Below are 20,907 nucleotides of genomic sequence, written 5' to 3'. Positions count from 1 at the left end.
TTTCAATTCTTGCTCCTTCACGTTCAAGGCGTTGCAGACACCGTCGCACAAACTGCCGTCAATCTGTCTCACGAATCCTCGCTTCATCCGGCAGGTCCGTGCACCGCGGGTTGTAAGCGCTAAAAGCGACGAGACGCGTCCACACGCCGGGCATGGTCCTGCGGATGGTCGCGACAGCTGCGTCACCCAGATTCGTGCGGCTCATCGGCACCCTCTTCACGTACTCCAGGTCCAGCTCTCCCGGCGTTCGCCCGTACTTGTAGGCGTAGGTGAATGAGAGCCCGTCGGGCCGCAGCACGACTCCCGGGCAATCGGCATTCGGCACCGAGATGAAGAACTCGTCGGCGGTCGCGCCCCCGGGGTTGTCATCGTCGAAGAGCTCTCTTTCTGTCAAAGCTTCGTAGAGCTGAACGGCTGTCAATCGGGCGGGATCCACGAAGATGATGTCCTCGGCGATGAGATGTTCGTACGGCGCCTCGCCCGACACGGTCCGGAACTCCCGTAGCCTGTGGAACGACCTCTCGATGTCCGCCTGGTGGAACGGGAAGTGGGTACAACCCAGTATCACCGTGCTGATCGGATCGGTCGATCCGGCCTTCCGATGGTTCTCGACCAGGGTCGCGGTATCGTAGCGTATGTAGTTTTCGATCGAGTTCAGCCGCCAGGTTTCGGGTTGCTCGAGATCCCCTAAAATGCCCTCAGGCTCGAAGCCATATGCCCCGATCAACTCCGGCTCGATCGGTGCCGTGGAGTTGCCGACTGCCGGCCCTCGATAAGTTGCGGTTGCCGCGGCGTCTTCCGCCGCGACGAACTCCGGACTTCCCTCGATCGCGCCCGCGAGCCCGAGGCTCCCCTGTTGAATGACCTCCGGTGGATCGATCCCTCCCTCGCGCGACGCGCGCGCGATTTCGCGCGGGTAGCCGCCACTGGCGCACGTGCCGACGGTCGCCATCACGGCCACCGCACCATTCGGTCCCGTCTCGAGCAGCGATTCGATGGCGCCGTCCGCACCCGCTGCCACCACTCCGACGGTGAAGACCGGAACACCCCACCTTTCGAGGGCGCGGTGAATGTCGTCGAGGCCGTAGGCAGTCGCCGTGTTGCACGCAACCACGATTGCCTTGACCGGTGGTTTGTCCCGGCGGGGAGCCTCAGCTGTTCTCGACAGCCAATATCGGTTCCCGAGCAGGAACACGGTATCCTTGACGATCAGCTCCTCGAGAAAATCAACCTTGTCCTCCGACGGGTAGTTCCCGTAGGGCATATTCGCCTGGTCACCGAGGTAGACGAAGGACTCGTCCTCGAAGTCAGGTCGCCCATCCGCCCCCGGCTCATGGGTCCGGTTGTCGAACCGGTCAATCGTGACGATCTCGTTGAGGACGGTGAGCCCGCCGATCCCCGAATCGAAGACCCCGATCGGCAGGTCATCGTCGAGCGTCTGATACCTCTCGATGGGAACCGAAAACAGGGCCGAGTCGCCGTCGGCGACCAGATCCACGATCGAGCGCGGCTGCGTCTCCTCAACGACGCTGGTGCAGCCGGGTCCGAGGGCGGCGATGACGCCCAACAACACGAGTGGGATTGCTGTGCGCATGTTTCTCATGTGGTTCAGCTCCTCTTCTGCGCCATTCTCGCCGGATGCATTGTAGGATTTCGAGCCCGCCACCCGTTTCTATTCTTTTTGGAACAGAAACTCAAAATTCATAACTCAAAACTGTCTCACGAAATGAACCCCATCGCGGAGGCGACCACCGACAGGAGCCACGCGCACAACAGGGCGCCGTAGATGCCGATCAGATAGCCCGACACGCCCATCAACACACCAACCGGTGCGAGCGACCGGCGATAGACCGAGGCAACGATCGGAGCCGACACCACCCCACCGACGTTCGCCATGCTGCCGGTAGCGACGAAAAAGAGCGGCGCTCGTACCAGTCGCCCCACGACGAAGAGTACCGCGATGTGGATCCCGAGCCAGATGACGCCGACCACGAGATAGAGGGGCACCTCGATCACCTCCTTGAGGTCGGCCTGGGCGCCGATCGCGGTCAGCATCAGGTAGAGGGCGATATATCCAGCCCGCGAGGCGCCGACTCGCTCCAGCCGACGAACCGGGGTGAACGACAGAGCGAGTCCCAGCGAGGTCACCAGAACTACCGTCCAGGTCGTGTGGCTGACGATGGTCGGATCACCCAGCAAAGGCAACCTGTCTCCCAGCCAGATGCACGCCGCACCACCGGCGAAACCGAGCCCGAGGATCATCGCCAGACCGCGGATTTCCACCGGGTTCCGAACGGCGTCCTCCACCGCCAGGCGGCCGTCGAGTGCATCGAGATCCTCGGTGTCCGCGCGGAGCCACCTGTCGAGCCTGTCCTGAAAGCCGCCGAGGAAAAGGAGAACTCCCATCCAGCCGTAGGCGAAGAAGGTGTCGACCACGATGATCGGACCCATCAGCGAGTCGGGGGTGCCGACGCTCTCCTTGATCGCCACCATATTCGGTGCGCCGCCGATCCAGGAACCCGACAATGCCGCCAGACCCATCCACGTGTCCGGCGGCAGGAAATGTCCCAGTAGGGCCAGTGCGACCGGTCCGCCGATGATGATCCCGAGTGATCCCGCCAGCATCATGATCAGCGCCTTGCCGCCCAGACGAATGATCGCCCGGACGTCCACCGTCACCATCAGAAGGAGAAGGCTCACCGGCAGCAGGTAGCGGAGCATCCAGTCATAGGCCGTCGAACTGTCCGGGGTGATCCCGAGACTGGTGCTCAGCGCCGGCAGGAAGTACGCGTAGATGATCGCCGGTGTCACGTGGAAGAGGCGTTGGAGCTGCGGCAGACCACTCAGCCAGAAGATGGCGCCGAGGAGACCCGCCAGATACATGAACACGGCAGTCGGGTCACTGATCACGCTGTGTCCAATCATTCCGGCTCACGGGGGGCCCTCGAGCCCGAGGTCGGCCACCGCCTCGCGCACGGCGGTCATGAACCGGTCTCCCGGATCGATCTTCTCCGTCCGATATGTCTCGTCCTGTTCCAGCCACAACGGGTGGCCATCGAAATCGAGGTACTCCATATGGCCGATCAGGTATCGGATGGTCGGGTACTTCTTCACCAGGTATCGCACGAGCCGGATGTTGGCCTCGATCTGCGCATCGGTGAGGTTGTCGACACCCCCGGCGCCGCCAACATTCTCGACGCCTATCGCCGAGTAGTTGAGTCCGATGCAGTGACGGGCCATCCAGGTCTCGGGCATCAATCGATGGACCGTCCCGTCGCGATCGACCAGGAACTGGATCGAGACGTTGACGTCTCCGGCGGCAGCCAGCCCGGGCCGGGACCCTCCGAGCTTCTCCCGATCGAAGACCTCGATGCATCTATCGAAATCGTCGATCGCTGTCCAGTGGAGGACGATGATGCGGGGAACGATCGAAATGTCCTCGGGATGCTGACCGTAGTGATCTGCGATGTACTGCAACGTGCCGCTCGTCCGCTCGGCCGAGAACGAGATTGGACGATCATGTATCTCGAGGCCGGTGGCGCAGCCGGTCAACGCCAACAGCATGGCAAGGCTCGGGACAGACAACGCTCGTGACCGCATCGAATCCCCCCAAACGAGCGCCAGTTTAATCGAACAGCGCCAGGGATGTGCGATAGTACGCGCCATGAAGAACGCACTGGTTTGGACGATCGTCGCGACGTTGGTACTTTCGATCTTCGCCTGTGGCGGGGATGAGACTGCTGATCCGGGGCCTGGAATGAACATCGAAGACGAGGTTTACAGCGAGCTGGCGCGACTCGCAAACGGTGATGGAGAACCAGGGCGGGAGCTCTCGGGTCTTGCCGTAGCTGTCCTGCGCGATGGAGAGGTGACCTTCGAGGCCACCTTCGGACGAGCCTACATCGATCCCGAGGAGAAGATCGACCGAAAACTCACACCAGACAGCCTGATGCGAATCGCATCGGTCTCGAAGACCCTCTCGACGATCGTCGTACTTCAGCTCGTCGAGGAAGGAAAGCTGGAGCTGGATCGCGATGTCTCGGAATACCTCGGCTGGAAGCTCCGTAACCCGCACTACCCGGACCGGGCCATAACCCTTCGTGACCTCCTCTCTCACGTCTCCTCGATTCGTGACGCCGGAGAGTCCTACATCATCCGCTACCCCAGCGCCCTCCAGGAGGCCTTCGACCCTCACGATCGTGATTACGGTGAGCGGTTCCAGATCGCCGAGGAGGGCCGGGATCGCGGGCCGGGAGTGTTCTTCGAATACTGCAACCTCAACTACGGAGTCGTCGGTACCATCCTCGAGAAGGTGACCGGCGTTCGGTTCGACCACCTCATGAAGCAACGCTTCTTCGAGCCACTGGGGCTCGCGGGGGGATTCAACGTCGCTGGTCTGTCCGAAGTAGATCAGAAGAACCTGGCGACGCTCTACCGCAAGCGCGATCGGGAGAATACATGGGATCCTGACGGTCCGTGGTTCGCCCAGGTCGACGATCTGAGCGAGGGTATACCGACGGCACTACCCGAAGGTGCCGAATACGTCCCGGGGACGAACGGCGCTCAGTTTAGCCCGCAGGGCGGCGCCCGGATGTCACTCAGAGGACTCGAGACTCTGGCCAAGATCTTCGCGGGTGACGGCAGCGTGGGCGCGGTGCGGATTTTGAGCCCGGCGAGCATGGATGAGATGCGGAGCGAAGTCTGGCGTTACGATCCGGCCAAGGAGAACTTCGAGGATTATGCGGGCAAGCTCAACGCGTGGGCGACCGGCATCCGGATGGTCACCAGCGAAACCGCGGGCGACCGCCTCTTTCCGGGTGACGCCCGAAGGTGGTATGGACACTTCGGAGAGGCGTACGGGCTACTCGCCGGCGTCTGGGCCCATCCCGAGTCGGGCGACGGCCTGATCTTCGCGCTCACCGGAACCGCCTTCGATCCCGAGGCCGAGAGTGATGGCTCGAGCACGCTGACCCCGATCGAGGCGAGGATCTTGGAGCAGCTCGCCAGGCTTCTCTAGAATTTTGAATTCTCAATTTTGAATTTTGAATTCCCTCCACCCTCCCGTTCTCTGCGGTGTGGGTGGGAAATCCGAAATTCGAAATTCGAAATATGTCTCCGAACGGCCTGGCGGCTCTCCGATCCCGATCAGCTCACCACGAGATAGACCAGCAGCGCGATCACGCCACCGATCAGTGCATACGGTATCTGTGTCCTGACGTGGTCCATGTGATCCGACGCGGAAGCCATCGAAGAGATGATGGTGGTGTCGGAGATGGGCGAGCAGTGGTCGCCGAAGACGCCGCCGCCCAGGACCGCGGCGAGATACAGGGGCAGCGACCCGCCCTGAGCGGCAGCCAACGGGACGGCGATCGGCACCATCAGTGCGAAGGTTCCCCAGGAGGTGCCGGTGGCGAATGCCATGAACGAGGCAAGAACGAAGGAACCGGCGACCGCCACCTTGGCGCTGCCGGCACCGCTGATGATGCTCGCCACATACGCCCCGGTGCCGAGCTCCCGCACGACGCCGCCGAGCGCGAAGGCAAGCACCAGCAGGGTGACCACCGGGATCATCCCTCCCATGCCCGTGAAGATGTGGTCGATGAACACCCTGCCCGACATGTGGCAGGGACCGAGAGCGATGACAGCGAGTACCGCCAGGCTGGCCAGCACCGCCCAGAGGACTGCGGTCGATCCGGAGCTGGCCCGGATGATGTCCCACAGGCCCGCGCCGGGACCACTCCCCTTGCTGCCGGTGATCAGAATCCCGGCCACGATCGCACCGACCATCGTCACCACCGGAAGTATCAGATAGATAGCCTTCGGCTGCACGCTTTCATCGGGAGTTGCGGAGAGCACTTCCTCGGCCACCATCGGATGGGCTCCATCCGCCAAAAGCTTTCCCTCGTCTCTGGCACGCAGCTCGGCCGTACGCATCGGCCCGATCTCCCGGTCGAGCAGAATCGTGAGCAGGACCAGCACGATTGCGAGCATCGGGTAGAAGTTCCAGCCGATGCTCGACAGCAGAACGGCCACTGGGTCGGCAACCCCCTGCACAGCGAGAAGGCCGATCACCAGCGCTCCCCAGCCGTTGAACGGAACCAGGATGCAGACCGGAGCGGAGGTCGAATCGCAGATGTAGGCCAGCTTTTCCCTGCTGACCCCGTGCTTGTCGGTGAGTGGCCGTCCGACCGTCCCTGCGACCAGTGCCGTGATCGAGGACTCCACGGTGATCAGGATGCCGAGAAGGAAGGGCACCATTTGCGCCTGGCGGCGATTGGTGACCCAGCGGCGATCCGACACCCAGGCGATGAAGCCCTCGACACCACCTGTGGCACAGATCAAGGTCAGGACGGAACCGACAAGCAGGCTGTAGATCAGGATCCGCGTATTCCCCGCGTCGAGGAACACGGTCACGATCGACGAGACGGTCGAGGCTGTCGCAACGACCGGGTTCCAGCCATCCACCACCAGCCAGCCGATCCACAGTCCCAGCAGCAGGGCCGGATAAATCTGCTTCTTCCACAGCGCGAGCCCGAGGGCTGCCACCGGCGGCAAAACGGACCATACGCCGAATGACGTCATCGTCGCGACTATATAGCAGCCGTCGGTCGGGTTTGAGTTGAGAGTTGAGAGTCATGAATTTTGAGTTCTGAGTTTTGAGTTTTGAGTTTTCGCCGTCAGCCCGGGATCGGGGGGAGGTTGTGTGGAAACCTAAAACTCATGACTCAAAACTCTCTTGCCCTCCCTGACAAGCTCAGCGACCGCGCGGACCTTGGAAGAGGGGCTCGCGTTCGATCATGCGCCGCAGGTCGGGATCGGCGTACTCGTAGGCCAGTCGGACCCGCTCGCGCCAGCCCGGTTCGCCGAGGAGAACGCTCGCCTGCGCACGCTTGAAAAGGGCCATCGGGTAGCCGGGATGATTCTGGGGCACCAGATCGAGCATCTGCGCGGCAGCGGCGTAATCGTGGATCGCCAGGTAGCAGACTCCGAGCTCGAGATGATGGTGGAAGTCGGATCCGCCCAACCTCCGCGCCTCCTCGAAGGCCCGGATGGCCGGCGGAGTTTCCGTCATCGCCATTCTCAGCTCGCCGAGCCGGATCCAGTCCGCCGCTGGAGCGGCCTTCAAGGGAATGATCCGCTCGATGAGGTGAGCCGCTTCCTCGTACCTGCCCTCGCCTTCACGAATTCGCGCCAGCGCCTCCAGAGCCGGTAGCTTTTTCGGCGTCACGGTCAGTACCTTCTCGAAGAGAGGCGCCGCGAGGTCCCAGCGCTGATTTCGGAAATGGTGCATCGCCAGGTAGTGCTGGACATCGACCGAACCCGGGTGGATCTCCTCGGCTCTTGCAAAGAGCTCCCGTGCCCGTCGATCGTGCCCGAGGATCGAATGAGCGACCGCCAGCCTCACTGTGACCATCAGGTTCTCAGGGTCCTCCGAAAGCACGCGTTCGAAGACGTCGATGGATTTTTCGTACTCGTCCCGCGCGAAGAGCTGAGCCCCCTCGTTCAGATCATCGAAGAGGTGGGTCATGTCACGGGGATCCGGCGCGTCCTTCCGGACGGGGGCCGGGCTCTCCCAGCCAACGTAGCCGAGGACCGCGAGCTGACGCCTGGACTCATCGTCGAGGGTGTCGGAGGTGGATGCTTCCCCGATGGCCGGCACCAGCGCGTAAGCGTCAATCGCCGCCAGAATTTCGGAGTCGATCTCCACCTCGCCGCTGACATCCGCTGATTCAGATGGATCCGACTCGAGGTCGTAGACCTCGGTGCCACCCGATCGAATGACCTTCTGTGCACCCTGGATAGCCATCACCTGCGGTTGCCATCCGTACTGGAGGAAGGGCTTCAAGGCCTCCCCCATCACAACCTCTTGCGCGGGCGCCAGCAAATCGAAATCGGAATGGAGGCCGGCCCAGCCGAGGATCGTATCGAAGACCCGCCTCGTGCTGACGGGCGTTGTCACCTCGCCGACCGGAATGCCGACACCGGCGGCGACCATCGGCACCCGCATCACACTTCCGTAGAGAAGGTTGCCGTGCAGCATTTCGCCGTGGTCTCCGAGCCCCTCGCCGTGGTCGCCGACCACCATGATCCTTGCATTCCGACCTCCGTCTCGCCCTTCGAACGCGTCGATCAGTCTTCCCAGCTCCTGATCCATGTACGCGATCTCCCCGAGATACGGAGAGGACGGGTATGCGGACCGAAACGGTTCCGGCGGAGCATACGGATCGTGGGGGTCGAAATAATGAACCCAGACGAACAGGTGTCCAGCGGGGTTCGACGCGAGGTAGGAGAGCGCTCGATCGGTGGTCGGCCCAGCGGCGCGCTCCGCGTTGCCGGCGCCCATGTCATCATCATAGTGATCGAACCCGCGCGCGAGGCCGAATCGGCGTTTCAGCGGATATCCGGATACAAAGGCGGCGGTCGAGTAGCCCGCATCGCGGAGTCGTTCCGCGAGCACGACCCGGTCATCGGCAAGAAATCGGGAATTTTCTCGGATTCCGTGCTGCGAAGCGTACAGTCCGGTCATCATCGAGGTGTGAGACGGAAGGGTCATCGGCACGGTCGCCCAGGCCTGGGCGAACCGTGTACCGCGGTCGGCCAACGCATCCAGCGCCGGGGTCTCGACGGCATCGGACTCGAATCCGACGCTGTCGGCCCTGGTCGTGTCAAGGGTGATCAACAGTATCGAGGGCCGCGGTGTCTCGGCTTTCACCGCCGACTGAGACGGTTCGCGCGAACTCCCACCACACGCCACGGTGAGTGACACGAAAACCGGCAGGTAAATGATTTGTTTCCACATGCTGGGATCTTACACGGCCTCTCCTCTGTACGGCGACGCCTGTATGATGCACGTCAGATCCTCACTGGCACGAGGACCGAACGGGGAGAAGATGATCAAGCTCCGCCACCACGACTTCGTTCTCGAGCTCCGACACACCTTTCGTCTCGCACGGGGTGACAGTGATTCCCGTCGGGTCCTGATGGTCGAAATCGAGCACGAGGGTCTCGTCGGCCGTGGCGAAGCGGCGCCGATCGCCCGCTACGGACAGGACGCCGCCTCGGCCGCACGGGCGGCCGAAACGATGGCGGCACGGCTGGAGGAACCGCAATATTTCGATTCCGTAGCCGCCAGGGTTGCCGTTCGCGGCCAACCTGCGGCCGAAGCCGCCATCGACATGGCCGTGCGTGACCTCGCCGGGAAGAGACTCGGGGTCCCGCTCTACGAGCTCATGGGAATCGACCCAGGGACAATGCCCGTGACCTCATTCACGATCGGCATGGACACGCCCGAGATCGTCGAGCAGAAGGTCCACGAGGCGGATGCATTCAGGGTCCTCAAGGTCAAGCTCGGATCGGACGACGACCGTCACGTCCTCGAAACGGTGCGACGGCTGACCGATCGGCCGGTCAGAGTCGATGCCAACGAGGGATGGACGCTCGAGGACGCGCTGGAACGGCTCGAATGGCTGCAGGAGATGGGCGTCGAGTTCGTCGAGCAGCCGCTACCTGCAGATCGGCTCGACGAAATGCGCGAGCTGAAGAGGCAAAGCCCCCTCCCCCTGATAGCTGACGAGAGCGTCGGACGCGCCGAGGACATTCCTCGCTTGGCCGACGCCTTCGACGGCATCAACATCAAGCTGATGAAATGCGGGGGGCTCGGTGAGGCACTGCGAATGATCCACGTGGCTCGCGCCCACGGTATGCAGGTCATGCTCGGCTGCATGGTGGAGTCGTCGATGGCGGTCACCGCTGCGGCCCACATCGCGCCGCTCGTCGATTACGCCGACCTCGACGGGAACCTGCTCATCACCAACGACCCGTACACCGGCGTAAGAATCGAGGAAGGCAGGCTCGTCCTGCCGTCCGAACCCGGCCTCGGCGTGCGGGATCGCGAGTGAATTCGAAGGGAGCCAATGATGCCCTACGTGATCGGGATCGACGCAGGCGGAACCAAGACCGTGGGCCTTTTGGCCGATGACGCGGGCGAGGTTCAATCCAAAGCGATCGCGGGCGGCGCGAATCTCCTCGTCAAGGGTGAGCTGGCAGTCGAGAAGGTCCTCTTCGACGTCATCGAAAACCTCGAGGCGCCCGAGCCGCTGGGTGCCCTCTGCATCGGTATCGCCGGCGTCAGCCAGCCCGGCGCAGACCAAGTGATCCGCGACGTCCTCCGCCGCCTCGGACAGCGTCAGCCGATTCGGGTGGTGCACGACGCACTCGTCGCACTGGTCGCCGGCGCCCCTGATGGCATCGGCATCGTCATCGCAGCCGGCACCGGGTCCATCGCCTACGGCGTCGATCCCGGAGGCAACGAGGCGCGGGCCGGGGGCTGGGGCTACCTCCTCGGTGATGAGGGGTCTGCCTTCTGGCTCGGCCACTACGCCTTGCGGCACGCTATCCGTGCCGCCGATGGCCGCGGCATCGCCACCACCCTCTACCCGTTGATCTGCGAAAAGCTCGACGTTGCCGAACCCAGGCAGTTGGTCCAATGGTTCTACGACCAGGAGCTTTCGCGCAACCGGGTCGCGGACCTCGCCTCGCTGGTCGAGATCGCCAGCGCAGATGGTGACGAGGCTGCCGAGACCCTGATGGACCAGGCCGCCAAACACCTCGCCAGCGCTGCACGGGCGGTCTCGAACCACCTTGATTTCCCCGGTCGGCACCCAGTTGTCCTGTCCGGCGGCGCCTTCAAGGCCTGCCCAAGCCTTGCAGACCGCATCGACGCCCTGCTCGCAGACCTGCCCGACGTCGAGGTCAGGCTCCTCGAGGTCGAGCCTGCGATGGGCGCGGTCACGCTGGCGTTGGAATTGTTGCAGTGAGCCGGTTCGGCCGGACGGCCCTACGGCTCGACGGCAAGACCGATATTCGGCAAGACGGCAAGACGGCCGTACGGCGTCACGATTCCACAACGTCACCGCGGCTCGGTCGAGGCAATTCTCTTTGGCACGTGAGCCGTGCGCCGTATTGCCGTATCGCCGTCGGGCCGTGGGTGTCCGCCCGGGTGGGCGGCCCGAAAATCCAAAATCCGAAATTCGAAATTCGAAATCGAACTGCGGCGAGGTACCGGTGAGCGTCGGCCCCATCGATCTCGCCATTCTCGTGCTCTACCTCGGGGGGGTCGTCGCCCTCGGGCTTTGGATCGGGCGCAACGCGGACACCGTGTCCGACTTCGTGGTCGGCGGCAGAAACCGCCCATGGTGGCTGATCCTCTTCTCGATCGTCGCCACCGAGACCAGCACCGTCACTTTCCTGAGCATCCCCGGGTTCGCCTACTCGAGAGACATGACCTGGCTCCAGATACCGCTCGGATTCCTGCTCGGCCGGTTCGTGGTCGTCTTCCTGCTTCTGCCGCAGTACTTCAAGGGGTCGTTCTACACGGCGTACGACGTACTCCATCAGCGATTCGGGGGCGCCGCCCAGCGGGCGGCATCGGCGATGTTCATCGTCACCCGCAGCCTGGCCGACGGACTGCGCCTCTTCCTGTCCTCCATCGTGCTCCAGGAGATGACCGGAATCCCGATTCACTGGGCGGTGATCGCGATGGGCGTGGCGACCATCGTCTATACGTTCTTCGGTGGCATACGCGCCGTCCTGGTCACCGATCTCGTGCAGTTCGTGATCTACATCGGCGGGGCCGTCATCGCCCTGGTACTGATTCTGAATCGGTTGCCCGGTGGCTGGGAGCAGCTGATGGCGATCGGCGGCGAAGCCGGCAAGCTGCATGTTTTCGATCTGACCTTCGACTGGAGTCAGCCCTACTGCCTGTGGGCCGGTCTGATCGGCGGGCTCTTCATCACCCTCGGCTCACACGGCGTCGACCAGATGATGGTGCAGCGCTATCTCTGTGCGCGAAATCTCAGGGACGCTCAGCGTGCGCTCTGGGTTGGTGGTTTCGTCGTCGTCGCCCAGTTCGCGCTTTTCCTTCTCATCGGCGTCGGACTCTTCGCGTTTTACCAGGTCTTCTCGCCGGAAATGGCCTTCGAGCGCCCGGACCGCGTTTTCGCGCGCTTCATCCTCGACGAAATCCCGGTTGGCCTCCTGGGCATCCTGCTCGGCGCCATCTTTGCAGCCGCCATGTCGACCCTGTCGAGCTCTCTCAACTCGTGTGCCACCGCGGCCGCCAACGATTTCTTCTTTTCCGGGAAGGGTTCCGGGGCCTCGGCCGACAAGCAGCTCCGCGCCGTCCGCGTCCTGACCGTCATTTTCGGCGTCATCCAGATCGCGGTCGGAATCGGCGGCCAATGGGTCAAGGCATCCGTCGTCAGCAGCGTGCTCGGCATCGCGGCCTTCACCACCGGGATCGTACTCGGGGTTTTCTTCCTCGGCCTTTTTGCGGACCGGGTCGGTGAGCGTGCGGCGCTGGCGGGCCTCGTGATCGGCCTCGCCGCCATGAGCACGATATTCTTCACCACCACGCTGGCCTGGCCCTGGTTCGCGCTGGTCGGCTCGGCAATCACGTTCGCCGCCGGGCTTGGCGCAAGCCTCATCTGGCCTCGCCTCGAGTCGGATCTGGAGAAGAAATCGTCATGAGGTTATGTAGGCGCGTCCTTCAGGGCGCGCGAAGAGCGCAAACAACAATCGTTGGCGGGCCCTAAAGGACCCGCCTACAAAGGAAGAACGCAGGAGATCCAATTGAAAAGAACCCATGCGCCAATCCTTGTGCTCGTCGCACTCCTCAGTACGACGGCCGTCGGAGGCGCCGCGCAGTCGATCGAAGCTGTGGCTCCGGGCCTGCGCCACCTCGTCATCTCCAAGGGCGATGTTGCGACTGCGGCAACCTACCGGATCGTCATAGGCGAGTTCGAGCGCCAGGCCGATGCCGATCTTGCCCTCGAACGCCTTCAGGAGAACGGCTTCACCGCCTTCCCGATCAGCTTCGGCGATGAGTACTACATCGTCACTCCTGGCCTCCCCCACCGAACCGAGGCCGAGGACCTGCGACAACGACTGCTCGAGCGGGGATTCTCACCGCCGCTCGAGATCCGGGAGGTTTCGCACGACCAGACCCACGCCAACGGACCCTGGTCAATCCACGTTCTCGAGGCAGACCCGACACTGGTCGAGGTTCGGGTGGCGCACGCCTACGACACGGCCATCGGACTCGAGACAACCGCGGACCTCGCCCGACGGCTCGGCGCCTTGGCGGCTATCAACGGCGGTTACTTCTCCATGAAAGGTCTTTTCGCCGGAGACTCTCGCGGCACCCTGCAGATCAACGGCCGGTTGATCTCCGAGCCCGACCGGGGACGTGCCGCCGTCGGTTTCTTCGAACGCGAGGGAAAGGTCAATTCAGTCTTTGGAAGACTGTCTTTCCATGGCGAGGTTCACCTCGACGGAGGCGAGCGCATTCCGCTCGACGGGCTCAACCGGAATCGCGGCTCGGACGAGGTCATTCTCTTCACACCTGATTTCCACCGCACGACGCTCACGTCCGCCGAGGGAGCCGAGATCACGATCCTGGACGGGCGCGTTGCCGAGATTCTGAACGGCTCCGGCAGCACGACGATCCCGCCCGGAGGGATGGTGCTGTCGATCGGTGCCGATCGTACCCAGGCACTGCTGCCCAAATTCCGACCCCGATCACGGGTGTCCGTTGAAACGGCCATCGAGCCGCTCCTGCCCGACCCCGAACGCGAATGGGATCAGGTAGAGGACATCGTCAGCGGCGGTCCGCTCCTGCTGTGGAAGGGCACCCGTCTCGAAGAGCCAGAAGTAGAGTCCATTTCCAACTCCTTCTACCTCGCCCGCCATCCGCGGACGGCAGCCGGTGTCCGGGCCGATGGCACCCTGCTGTTCGTCACCGTGGACGGCCGCCAGCCCCGGGAGAGCGTCGGCATGTCCCTGCCGGAGCTGACCGATCTCATGGTCGAGCTCGGGTGCGTCTCGGCGATCAACCTGGACGGCGGCGGATCGACCACAATGGTCATTGACGGCAAGATCGCGAATCGTCCGTCGGGCGGCAGCGCCCGCCGCAATGCGGATGCAATTCTGTTGTTCCCTAGAAAGCCCTGACGAACCCAGTAACCGGCAAACGGCTTTACGGGTTCCACCACCCATCCAACCACGGCTCTACGGCGCTTCGCGAAAAAGCGCTGGACAACCGCGCATGTCGTGCAGCCGTTTAGCCGCATGGCCGTGAGCCCACGCCCGAGATGGAATTGCGGGACCTAAACGACCGCAGATTCCAACAGCTTTATGGTGCCCTCATCCGCATCTATCTCGGCTTCTATCCCCAGCGGCACGGTGAACTGATGTTTGATGTGGCCAATCATCGAGCCATACCAGGCGGGAATGCCGAGAGGTGCGACATGGTCGTCGAAGACCTGCTCGAGGGTCAACGACCCGTAGCCGTCTCCCGGATCGCATCTGGTGCATCGGCCGAACACGAAACCGGCGATCCGATCCAGCACCCCCGCCAATTTGAGCTGGGTCAGCATGCGGTCGATCCGATAGACCTGTTCGTTCAGGTCCTCGACAAACAGAATGCAACCGTTGAAATCCGGAAGGTAGTCCGATCCCATCAAAGTCGTGAGAATCGTCAGGTTGCCGCCGATCAGCCGGCCTCGTGCCTTGCCGGACGTGATGGTGAGAACCCGGTTCTCGACCTGTACCAGCCGATCTTCTTCGCTGATCCGGTTTCGCATGGTCACCGCTTCGCCATCGAAGATCAGGCGCTTGGCATAGTCGGTGCTGAACTCGCTCCAACTGGAGCCGCCCGTCTGTCCGTGAAACGTGACCAGACCCGTCTTGGCGTGAATGCCTAGGAGCAGGCCGGTGATGTCACTGAAACCCATGACTATCTTGGGGTTCTTGCGAATCAGATCGTAATCGAGCAAAGGCAGGAGCCGGTTGCAGCCCCAGCCGCCGCCCTGCGCCAACACGGCTCGCACCTCCGAATCCCCGAAGAAGTGATTGATGTCGGCGGCCCGGTCCTCGTCCCGTCCGCCGAGAGAGCCGTAGCGGTCGAACAGGTGATCGCCGAATTGGACCCGAAGCCCGAGAGCCGCCATGTTTTCTCGGGCGATTTCGGCGCGTTGCTTTCGAAAAGTCGCGCTTGCCGGACTGATCAAACCCACGACATCGCCCTCTTTCAGGCGCTTCGGTTTGATGATGGCGCTCCCAGTGTCCGCCGGCTCGGCCAGCGCCGGCAGCGTTCCGGCGGCGAGAGCCGCCCCTCCGAGCTGCAGCAGTTGACGTCGATTCCAGTCCATGTGACGTGCCTCCTCGTAGGTTGATCCGTCAATCAGTACAGAAGAGACGACTCGCGCGTGCGGCGCCAGATGTCGTGAGCCTCACGGTCGATGTCGATGATCTCTTGAGCAGTCTTGCCGCGTCTCAGATCGTCAAGCAGGCGGCGGGTGCCGACCAGCCATGTCAGGGCCTCGCCGTCCCGCCTCCATCCGAACTCCTCGTGACCCTGAAGAGCGACCAGCAGCTCGACCCCGAGCCTGTAGGGTTCGGCCTTCACTGGATCGGTGACATGGACCCGCATCCCTCGACACTCCCGGTCGAGAAACTTGGGATTCGGCGCGGCCGGCGACGCGGTAGGGGTGAAGGTCACTGGCTCGAGCTCGAATCCGGGCACCGACACCCGAAGCTCCTCCGGATCGATCCACGGGGCGCCAAAGTACAGGAACGGGCTCTCCGTCCCCCGACCGGCGGAAACGGTCGAAGCCTCCAGCAGGCAAACCCCCGGATAGGCGATGGCTGCCTCTGCACTGCGCAGATTGGGAGACGGCGGCACCCAGGTACGACCGGTGTCCACCCAGGTCATGTCTCGATCCCAACCCTTCATCGGCACGACTGTCAGACGGGCCGGCTTCTCCAGTCCCTGATTGACGTAGCGAGCCATCTCCCCCAGGGTCAGTCCGTGCACCATCGGCCCCGGAGCCAAGTTGACGAAGCTCTCCGGAACCTCGTCGCGCGGCGCGCTCATGGGCCCCTCGATCCGTTCGCCACCCAATGGGTTCGGACGGTCGAGCACGATGAAATCGATCCCGGCCTCGGCCGCTGATTCGAGGGTCAGGATCAGCGTGCTGACGTAGGTGTAGAAGCGCACGCCCGCGCCCTGAAGATCGAAGACCAGAGCGTCGAGTCCCTCCAGGTCCTTGGACGTCGGTTTGCGCCGGTCGCCGTAGAGGCTGACCACCGGCAGTCCACTCTCGGGATCCCTGCCGTTCTCGACGTGCTCACCGGCCGCCGCCCGGCTGCGCAAGCCGTGCTCCGGGGTGAAGAGCCGAGCCACGTCGAGCTTTGCGTCGTGCATCACGTCGATCGCGTGCCGGCCGTCCGCCGTTACCGACGCGGCGTGGACGATCAGTCCGAGCTTCTTCCCGCGAAGACCGTGATCCTCACCCTTCGCCACCCGATCCAGCCCGACCTCGACCACCTGCGAGGGGACGTCGGGCAGCTCGCGATACTCGTCGGTCAGGGCGTTGACGACCGCATCGGCCACTGCCGGCCGAGCCTCGCGAATAAGCTGATTCTCCCGTGTCGGGTGGACCCGGTTGGTGAGCAGGATCAGGAACAGCTCACGATCCGGATCGATCCAGATCGAGGTTCCGGTGAACCCCGTGTGGCCGAAGGAGCGGGGAGAAAAGTAGGATCCGGCGGTGGAGTTTTCGGGCGATTTGGTGTCCCAGCCGAGGGCCCGTGTCGAGCCCTCATCACCGGCCTTGCGGGTGAACAACCCGACCGTCTCCCGGGATATGATGCGATGGTGCTCGAGCACCCCGCCGTTGACGAGCATCTGCGCGAATCGAGCGAGATCGCCCGCGGTCGAAAAGAGACCGGCATGCGGAGCGACTCCGCCCAGGGCGAACGCATTCTCGTCGTGGACGTCGCCACGGATCATGCGGCCCCGCCAGGCGTCAAACTCGGTCGGGGCGATTCGCGGCAACAGATCCGCGCCCGGCCGGTAGAGGGTGTCGGCCATCTTCAACGGCTCGAAAACCCTTTCCCGCACGAACTCTTCGAGCGGTTGTCCGGACACCCTCTGCAGTATCTCGCCGAGGAGAATCATCCCGAGGTCGCTGTACTTGAAGTCCGTTCCCGGCTCGTACACCAGATCCATTTCCTGGATGCGCTGCAGATAGGCCTCCGGACCCTGTAGCTCCTCGTACAGCGGAGCCCACCAGTCGATTCCCGAGCGGTGGGTCAGCAGGTGGCGAACCGTCACCTTGTCCTTGCCCGGACCCTGGAAGAGCGGCAGGTAGTCCTGAACCTTCTCGTCGAGATCGAGGCGCCCTTCGTCGACCATGATCATCGCCATGGTCGTGGTCGCCACCACCTTCGTCAGGCTGGCAAGATCGTAGATCGTGTCGGCCGCAACCGCCGGCGCATCGTCGTCGTAGGACAGCTTCCCGAAAGGATGGAGGTGGACGAGGGCACCGTGATGGCCGACCGCCACCACCCCCCCGGGGAAGGCTCCCCTAGCCACGAACTCGTCGAGCACACGATCAACTTCGTCCATCCCCCCCTGACGGAAGCCGGCATCCTCCGGGCGGGCGGTTCGAAGCGTCATGGCTCGCCTCGGGATCTCGAGGCCGTAACCGAAAGCGTACTCGTCGGAGAGCGTCACCGGCAGCTTTCCACCAACATCGACCTCACCGAAGAGCACCGGCGCTGCCGCGCGCCGGCTCACCTCCGAGGTGCCGAACGCGCAAAGGTAGACCGGCACCTCGGGAAGGTCCCGCAGGAGATAGGGATCGCCGAACGACGCGACGATGACCGGTACGCGGGTGTCTACGACTCGCTCCAGCATTCGCACCAGGCTGTCGGCGATCGACTCGCGGTAGTACCTCGCCGACACCACCACATGGGTAAAACGCCTCACCTTTCTCACGATCTCGTCGGCCTTCGCGTCCAGGATTTCGTCACCCAGATTCACGGTACTGACGGAGACTCGCCGCTCCTTGAACTCGGACGCCGGGACTCCCGACTCGTCCGGCAAGACGAGGTGCAGGATCTTGAGCTTCTCCTCCGCTGCGAGCGGCAGCACACCACCTTCGTTTCGCACCACGGTGATGGAGGCTTCCGCGATCTCCTTTGCGCGACGATTGTCCTCCGGCCGACCGACCTGGAGAGCCCCGGCGTCCGGATCCACCAGGCGCGATTCGTGAAGCCCGAGCTTCGCCTTCACCTCGAGGATGCGTCGCACCGACCGGTCGATCCGCACCTCGTCGATCAAGCCCTCCCGGACGCCGCGTACGATCGACTGATGGGCCACCCTCAGATCGGGCGGCATGAGGATCACATCGGAGCCCGATCGCACTGCCTCGATCGTGGCCTCGCCCATCCAGGCCGAGCCGACCCCCTCCATCCGCATCGCGTCGGTCACGATCAGGCCGTCGAAGCCCATCTCGCCGCGCAATATGTTCTCGTTGAGGACCGGTGAAAGTGTGGCGGGCAGACCGGTTGGCTCGAGTGACGGCACCGCCAGGTGACCAACCATCACCGAGTCCACCCCGGCTGCAATCGCCGCTTTGAAGGGTGGCCACTCTATCGTTTTCAGACGGTTCCTGTCTCCGGCGATCGCCGGCATATCGACGTGGCTGTCGACGGAGGTGTCGCCGTGGCCCGGGAAGTGCTTGGCGGTGGTCAGGATACCGCCGCTTCGCGCGCCCCCGATGAACGCCGCACCGAGCCTGCCGACCAGTGTCGGGTCCTCTCCGAACGAGCGGATGTTGATCACCGGGTTGTCCGGATTGTTGTTGACATCGAGCACCGGTGCGAAGGCCCAGTGGATCCCCAGAGCCCGCCCTTCGCGGGCCGTCACCTCGCCGAAGAACCGCGCCGCCTCCTCGGAGCGGGTCGCACCCACCGCCATTGCGTATGGAAGATCGACAGTACCGCGCTCGACACGGAATGACAGGCTGCGCTCGACGTCCATCGCCACCAACAGTGGAATCTCAGCCTCGCTCTGGAGCCGGTTGAGCAGGCGCGGAATCGTGTCGGTCTCCGACCGCATCAGCACAACGCCGCCCACGCCCCTGTCCCGGACCGCCTCGACAAGCTCGAGAGCAACCTTCGAACGCGGGTTTCGGGGCCAGCCGGTTTCGGCGACCATGATCATCTGGGCCGCCTTCTCCTCCAGGCTCATCGAGGCCAGTGTTGTGGCTACCCAGTCCTTCTGCGATCTCGACAGCTCCATTCCATCTGTCTCTTCGGAGTACCCTCCGATGGTTGCCGCCAGAGCCACAAAACCGACCGCCACGAGCCATCGGTCCAGGCCTCGAATGTTCATCGCGCTCCTCCCAGAACTCCGACTCCATCTATGTACACCGAGACGAGACGTGCGGCGGCCGGGTCTATCTTGCCGTCGAACGTTGGGGAGAGCAGGACGAAGGACGCCGGTCTGCCGCGCCGCAGAACCGGCTGGCGAGGAGGCCGTTCGCCATTCCAGGAAAGTCGACCGAGGTTCTCCGCGCTCGGCGACTCCTCTGCCTCGGATCCACCGGTCAGCGCCCGTACGATTTCGGACAGGAGGTCGGATTCGGGGACCGCCGGGGGTCCCGCCAATTCGAGCCACGGCATCTCGTCGCCTGTCGACACGATCTCGAGACGCGCCCTGCCCACCCCGTCGAGCCCGCGCGCGAGGGATTCTGCAGCCTCTGCCTTTCGCACGGACACCCGCCAGATCACGGTGCCAACGCCGAGACGGGCCAGGTCTGCCAGCACCCCTTGGTCCATCCACTTTCGCGCCGACCATCCGTCGACCCCTGCGACGAACGGTGCGAGCAGCAGGCTGCCGACCGCGTCGATCTCGTGACTCGCTCCCACGAATCCGGCGTCCCCGATATCGACGATGTAGGTATGCGTGGGATTGCCGGTGGCGCAGCCGGCGGCATCACGATCGTCCACCGTACGGTTGAACGCCAGGTCGGCTCGGTAGGGCCGATCGAATCCGGGCTGGCGGATGAATCCCCCACGCACAACGTAATCGGCCCACGCATTCCTCCTGTTGCGGGGGAGGTCTCTGTAGATCTGAGGGTCGTAGTCCTGAAGGTCGTTGCGGACCAACTCTCGCAGCACCGTCAGAAGGGCCACGAAATTGAGGCGTGTCAGGTCCTCGGAATCGTGCCCCGGCAGAAGGCCGCCACTCTCGATGAGTACTACCGGGGTTCCCCAGGCCGTCATGTTGTCGCCGAAGGCGCGCGGGTTCCAGTCCTCGTCGAAACGGGCCGTTCCACCCGGCGTGAACGGCGCCAGGGTTTCGACAATTGCCGAGCACGCCCGCATGGCGAGCAAACGTCCGGGCGTGACCGTCCCGTCGGCATCCCCCGCCACTGCCAGCACGGCGTTCGACGCCAGGACACCGGTATCCCCCACCGCCGTTCGCCGGTTCTGATCGTGCAGGTTGAACCCGAGAATCGGCTCGTACCGGTCTCGAATCGCCTTCAGCACCCTTCCCTCCGGAGTCGCGAGATGGAGAGCGTCCCGGTTGATGTCGATGGCCTGGAGATTGTGCCGGACGTAGATCTCTGAACCGTCCGGGTTGAGCATCGGGATCATCAGCAGGGTGAGGTCTCCGAGGATCGCCGCAACTTCAGGCTGGTTCTCCCGCGAGAGCAGAAAATCAGCCATGTCGAGCAGGGCGGGCGTCGCGGACGGCTCGTCGCCGTGCATCTGGGACCAGAGCAGAACGGTGCGGCGTCCGTTGCCGACGCTCAGCATATGAATTGGCCGACCAGCGAACGAGCGGCCAATCTCCTCGAGCCGGATTTTCCCGGGGTAACGACGCGCGAGACGCTCCAGCTCCGCCGTCAGTTCCGCTGGGCGGAGACAGGGCGCAGGGGTCTGAACGAAGCGCTCGCCCGGCCACGAGTCCCAGAGCTCGGCAGGTGAGATCACCGTGGTTGTCGTTTGAAGACCAGCCGCGAGAACGAATGCGAGCGTCAACATGCGGGG

Annotated in this window: 13 protein-coding genes; 5 read left to right on the top strand and 8 right to left on the bottom strand. The window is 63.6% G+C overall.

All coding sequences use genetic code 11. The features are described from left to right. Positions 1–58: 58 nt before the first annotated feature. The 3 genes from LJE93_16720 to LJE93_16710 form a co-directional block, all read right to left on the bottom strand. Complete coding sequence (locus LJE93_16720; GenBank protein MCG6950558.1) at positions 59–1,594, bottom strand: Asp/Glu/hydantoin racemase; 1,536 nt, start codon at positions 1,592–1,594, stop codon at positions 59–61. A 125-nt stretch (positions 1,595–1,719) separates the two neighbouring features. Next, entirely contained in the window at positions 1,720–2,925 is a 1,206-nt protein-coding gene (locus LJE93_16715; protein ID MCG6950557.1) for a DUF819 family protein, read from the bottom strand. A gap of 6 nt (positions 2,926–2,931) precedes the next feature. Further along, positions 2,932–3,600 (bottom strand): N-acetylmuramoyl-L-alanine amidase, encoded by a 669-nt coding sequence (locus LJE93_16710; protein ID MCG6950556.1) that lies wholly within the window; start codon positions 3,598–3,600, stop codon positions 2,932–2,934. A 64-nt stretch (positions 3,601–3,664) separates the two neighbouring features. On the opposite strand from LJE93_16710, the gene LJE93_16705 reads away from it, so the two are divergent. Beyond that, positions 3,665–5,017, top strand: coding sequence for a beta-lactamase family protein (locus LJE93_16705; protein ID MCG6950555.1), 1,353 nt, complete (start codon positions 3,665–3,667; stop codon positions 5,015–5,017). 128 nt (positions 5,018–5,145) lie between these two features. Here the strand turns inward: LJE93_16705 and LJE93_16700 are convergent, their stop codons facing one another. Both LJE93_16700 and LJE93_16695 read right to left on the bottom strand, forming a co-directional pair. Continuing rightward, a complete protein-coding gene (locus LJE93_16700) occupies positions 5,146–6,582 on the bottom strand; it encodes a hypothetical protein (GenBank protein ID MCG6950554.1) in 1,437 nt (478 codons plus the stop codon). A 172-nt stretch (positions 6,583–6,754) separates the two neighbouring features. After that, the gene (locus LJE93_16695) at positions 6,755–8,800 is read right to left on the bottom strand and encodes a sulfatase-like hydrolase/transferase (GenBank protein MCG6950553.1); all 2,046 of its coding nucleotides are present in this window, start codon (positions 8,798–8,800) and stop codon (positions 6,755–6,757) included. Positions 8,801–8,891: 91 nt separating this feature from the next. On the opposite strand from LJE93_16695, the gene LJE93_16690 reads away from it, so the two are divergent. From LJE93_16690 to LJE93_16675, 4 genes are all read left to right on the top strand, one after another. Then, positions 8,892–9,899 carry a dipeptide epimerase gene (locus tag LJE93_16690; protein ID MCG6950552.1) on the top strand — a complete coding sequence of 336 codons (1,008 nt, stop codon included), beginning with the start codon at positions 8,892–8,894 and terminating at the stop codon, positions 9,897–9,899. A gap of 18 nt (positions 9,900–9,917) precedes the next feature. After that, complete coding sequence (locus LJE93_16685; protein ID MCG6950551.1) at positions 9,918–10,817, top strand: hypothetical protein; 900 nt, start codon at positions 9,918–9,920, stop codon at positions 10,815–10,817. A gap of 247 nt (positions 10,818–11,064) precedes the next feature. Next, positions 11,065–12,528 carry a sodium:solute symporter gene (locus tag LJE93_16680; protein ID MCG6950550.1) on the top strand — a complete coding sequence of 488 codons (1,464 nt, stop codon included), beginning with the start codon at positions 11,065–11,067 and terminating at the stop codon, positions 12,526–12,528. 102 nt (positions 12,529–12,630) lie between these two features. Beyond that, the gene (locus tag LJE93_16675; GenBank protein ID MCG6950549.1) at positions 12,631–14,010 is read left to right on the top strand and encodes a phosphodiester glycosidase family protein; all 1,380 of its coding nucleotides are present in this window, start codon (positions 12,631–12,633) and stop codon (positions 14,008–14,010) included. A 155-nt stretch (positions 14,011–14,165) separates the two neighbouring features. Here the strand turns inward: LJE93_16675 and LJE93_16670 are convergent, their stop codons facing one another. From LJE93_16670 to LJE93_16660, 3 genes are all read right to left on the bottom strand, one after another. Next, positions 14,166–15,209, bottom strand: coding sequence for an LD-carboxypeptidase (locus LJE93_16670; GenBank protein ID MCG6950548.1), 1,044 nt, complete (start codon positions 15,207–15,209; stop codon positions 14,166–14,168). Positions 15,210–15,241: 32 nt separating this feature from the next. After that, on the bottom strand, positions 15,242–19,243 hold the full coding sequence (locus tag LJE93_16665) for a DUF1343 domain-containing protein (GenBank protein MCG6950547.1): 4,002 nt from the start codon (positions 19,241–19,243) through the stop codon (positions 15,242–15,244). Further along, the coding region (locus LJE93_16660) for a hypothetical protein (GenBank protein ID MCG6950546.1) at positions 19,240–20,907 on the bottom strand (1,668 nt) is incomplete at its 5' end. The genes LJE93_16660 and LJE93_16665, both read right to left, overlap by 4 nt.

The organism is Acidobacteriota bacterium (assembly GCA_022340665.1).
Taxonomy (GTDB): domain Bacteria; phylum Acidobacteriota; class Thermoanaerobaculia; order Thermoanaerobaculales; family Sulfomarinibacteraceae; genus Sulfomarinibacter.
The sequence above is the reverse complement of the archived record's forward strand: the minus strand, read 5'-3'. Positions and strand labels throughout refer to the sequence as shown.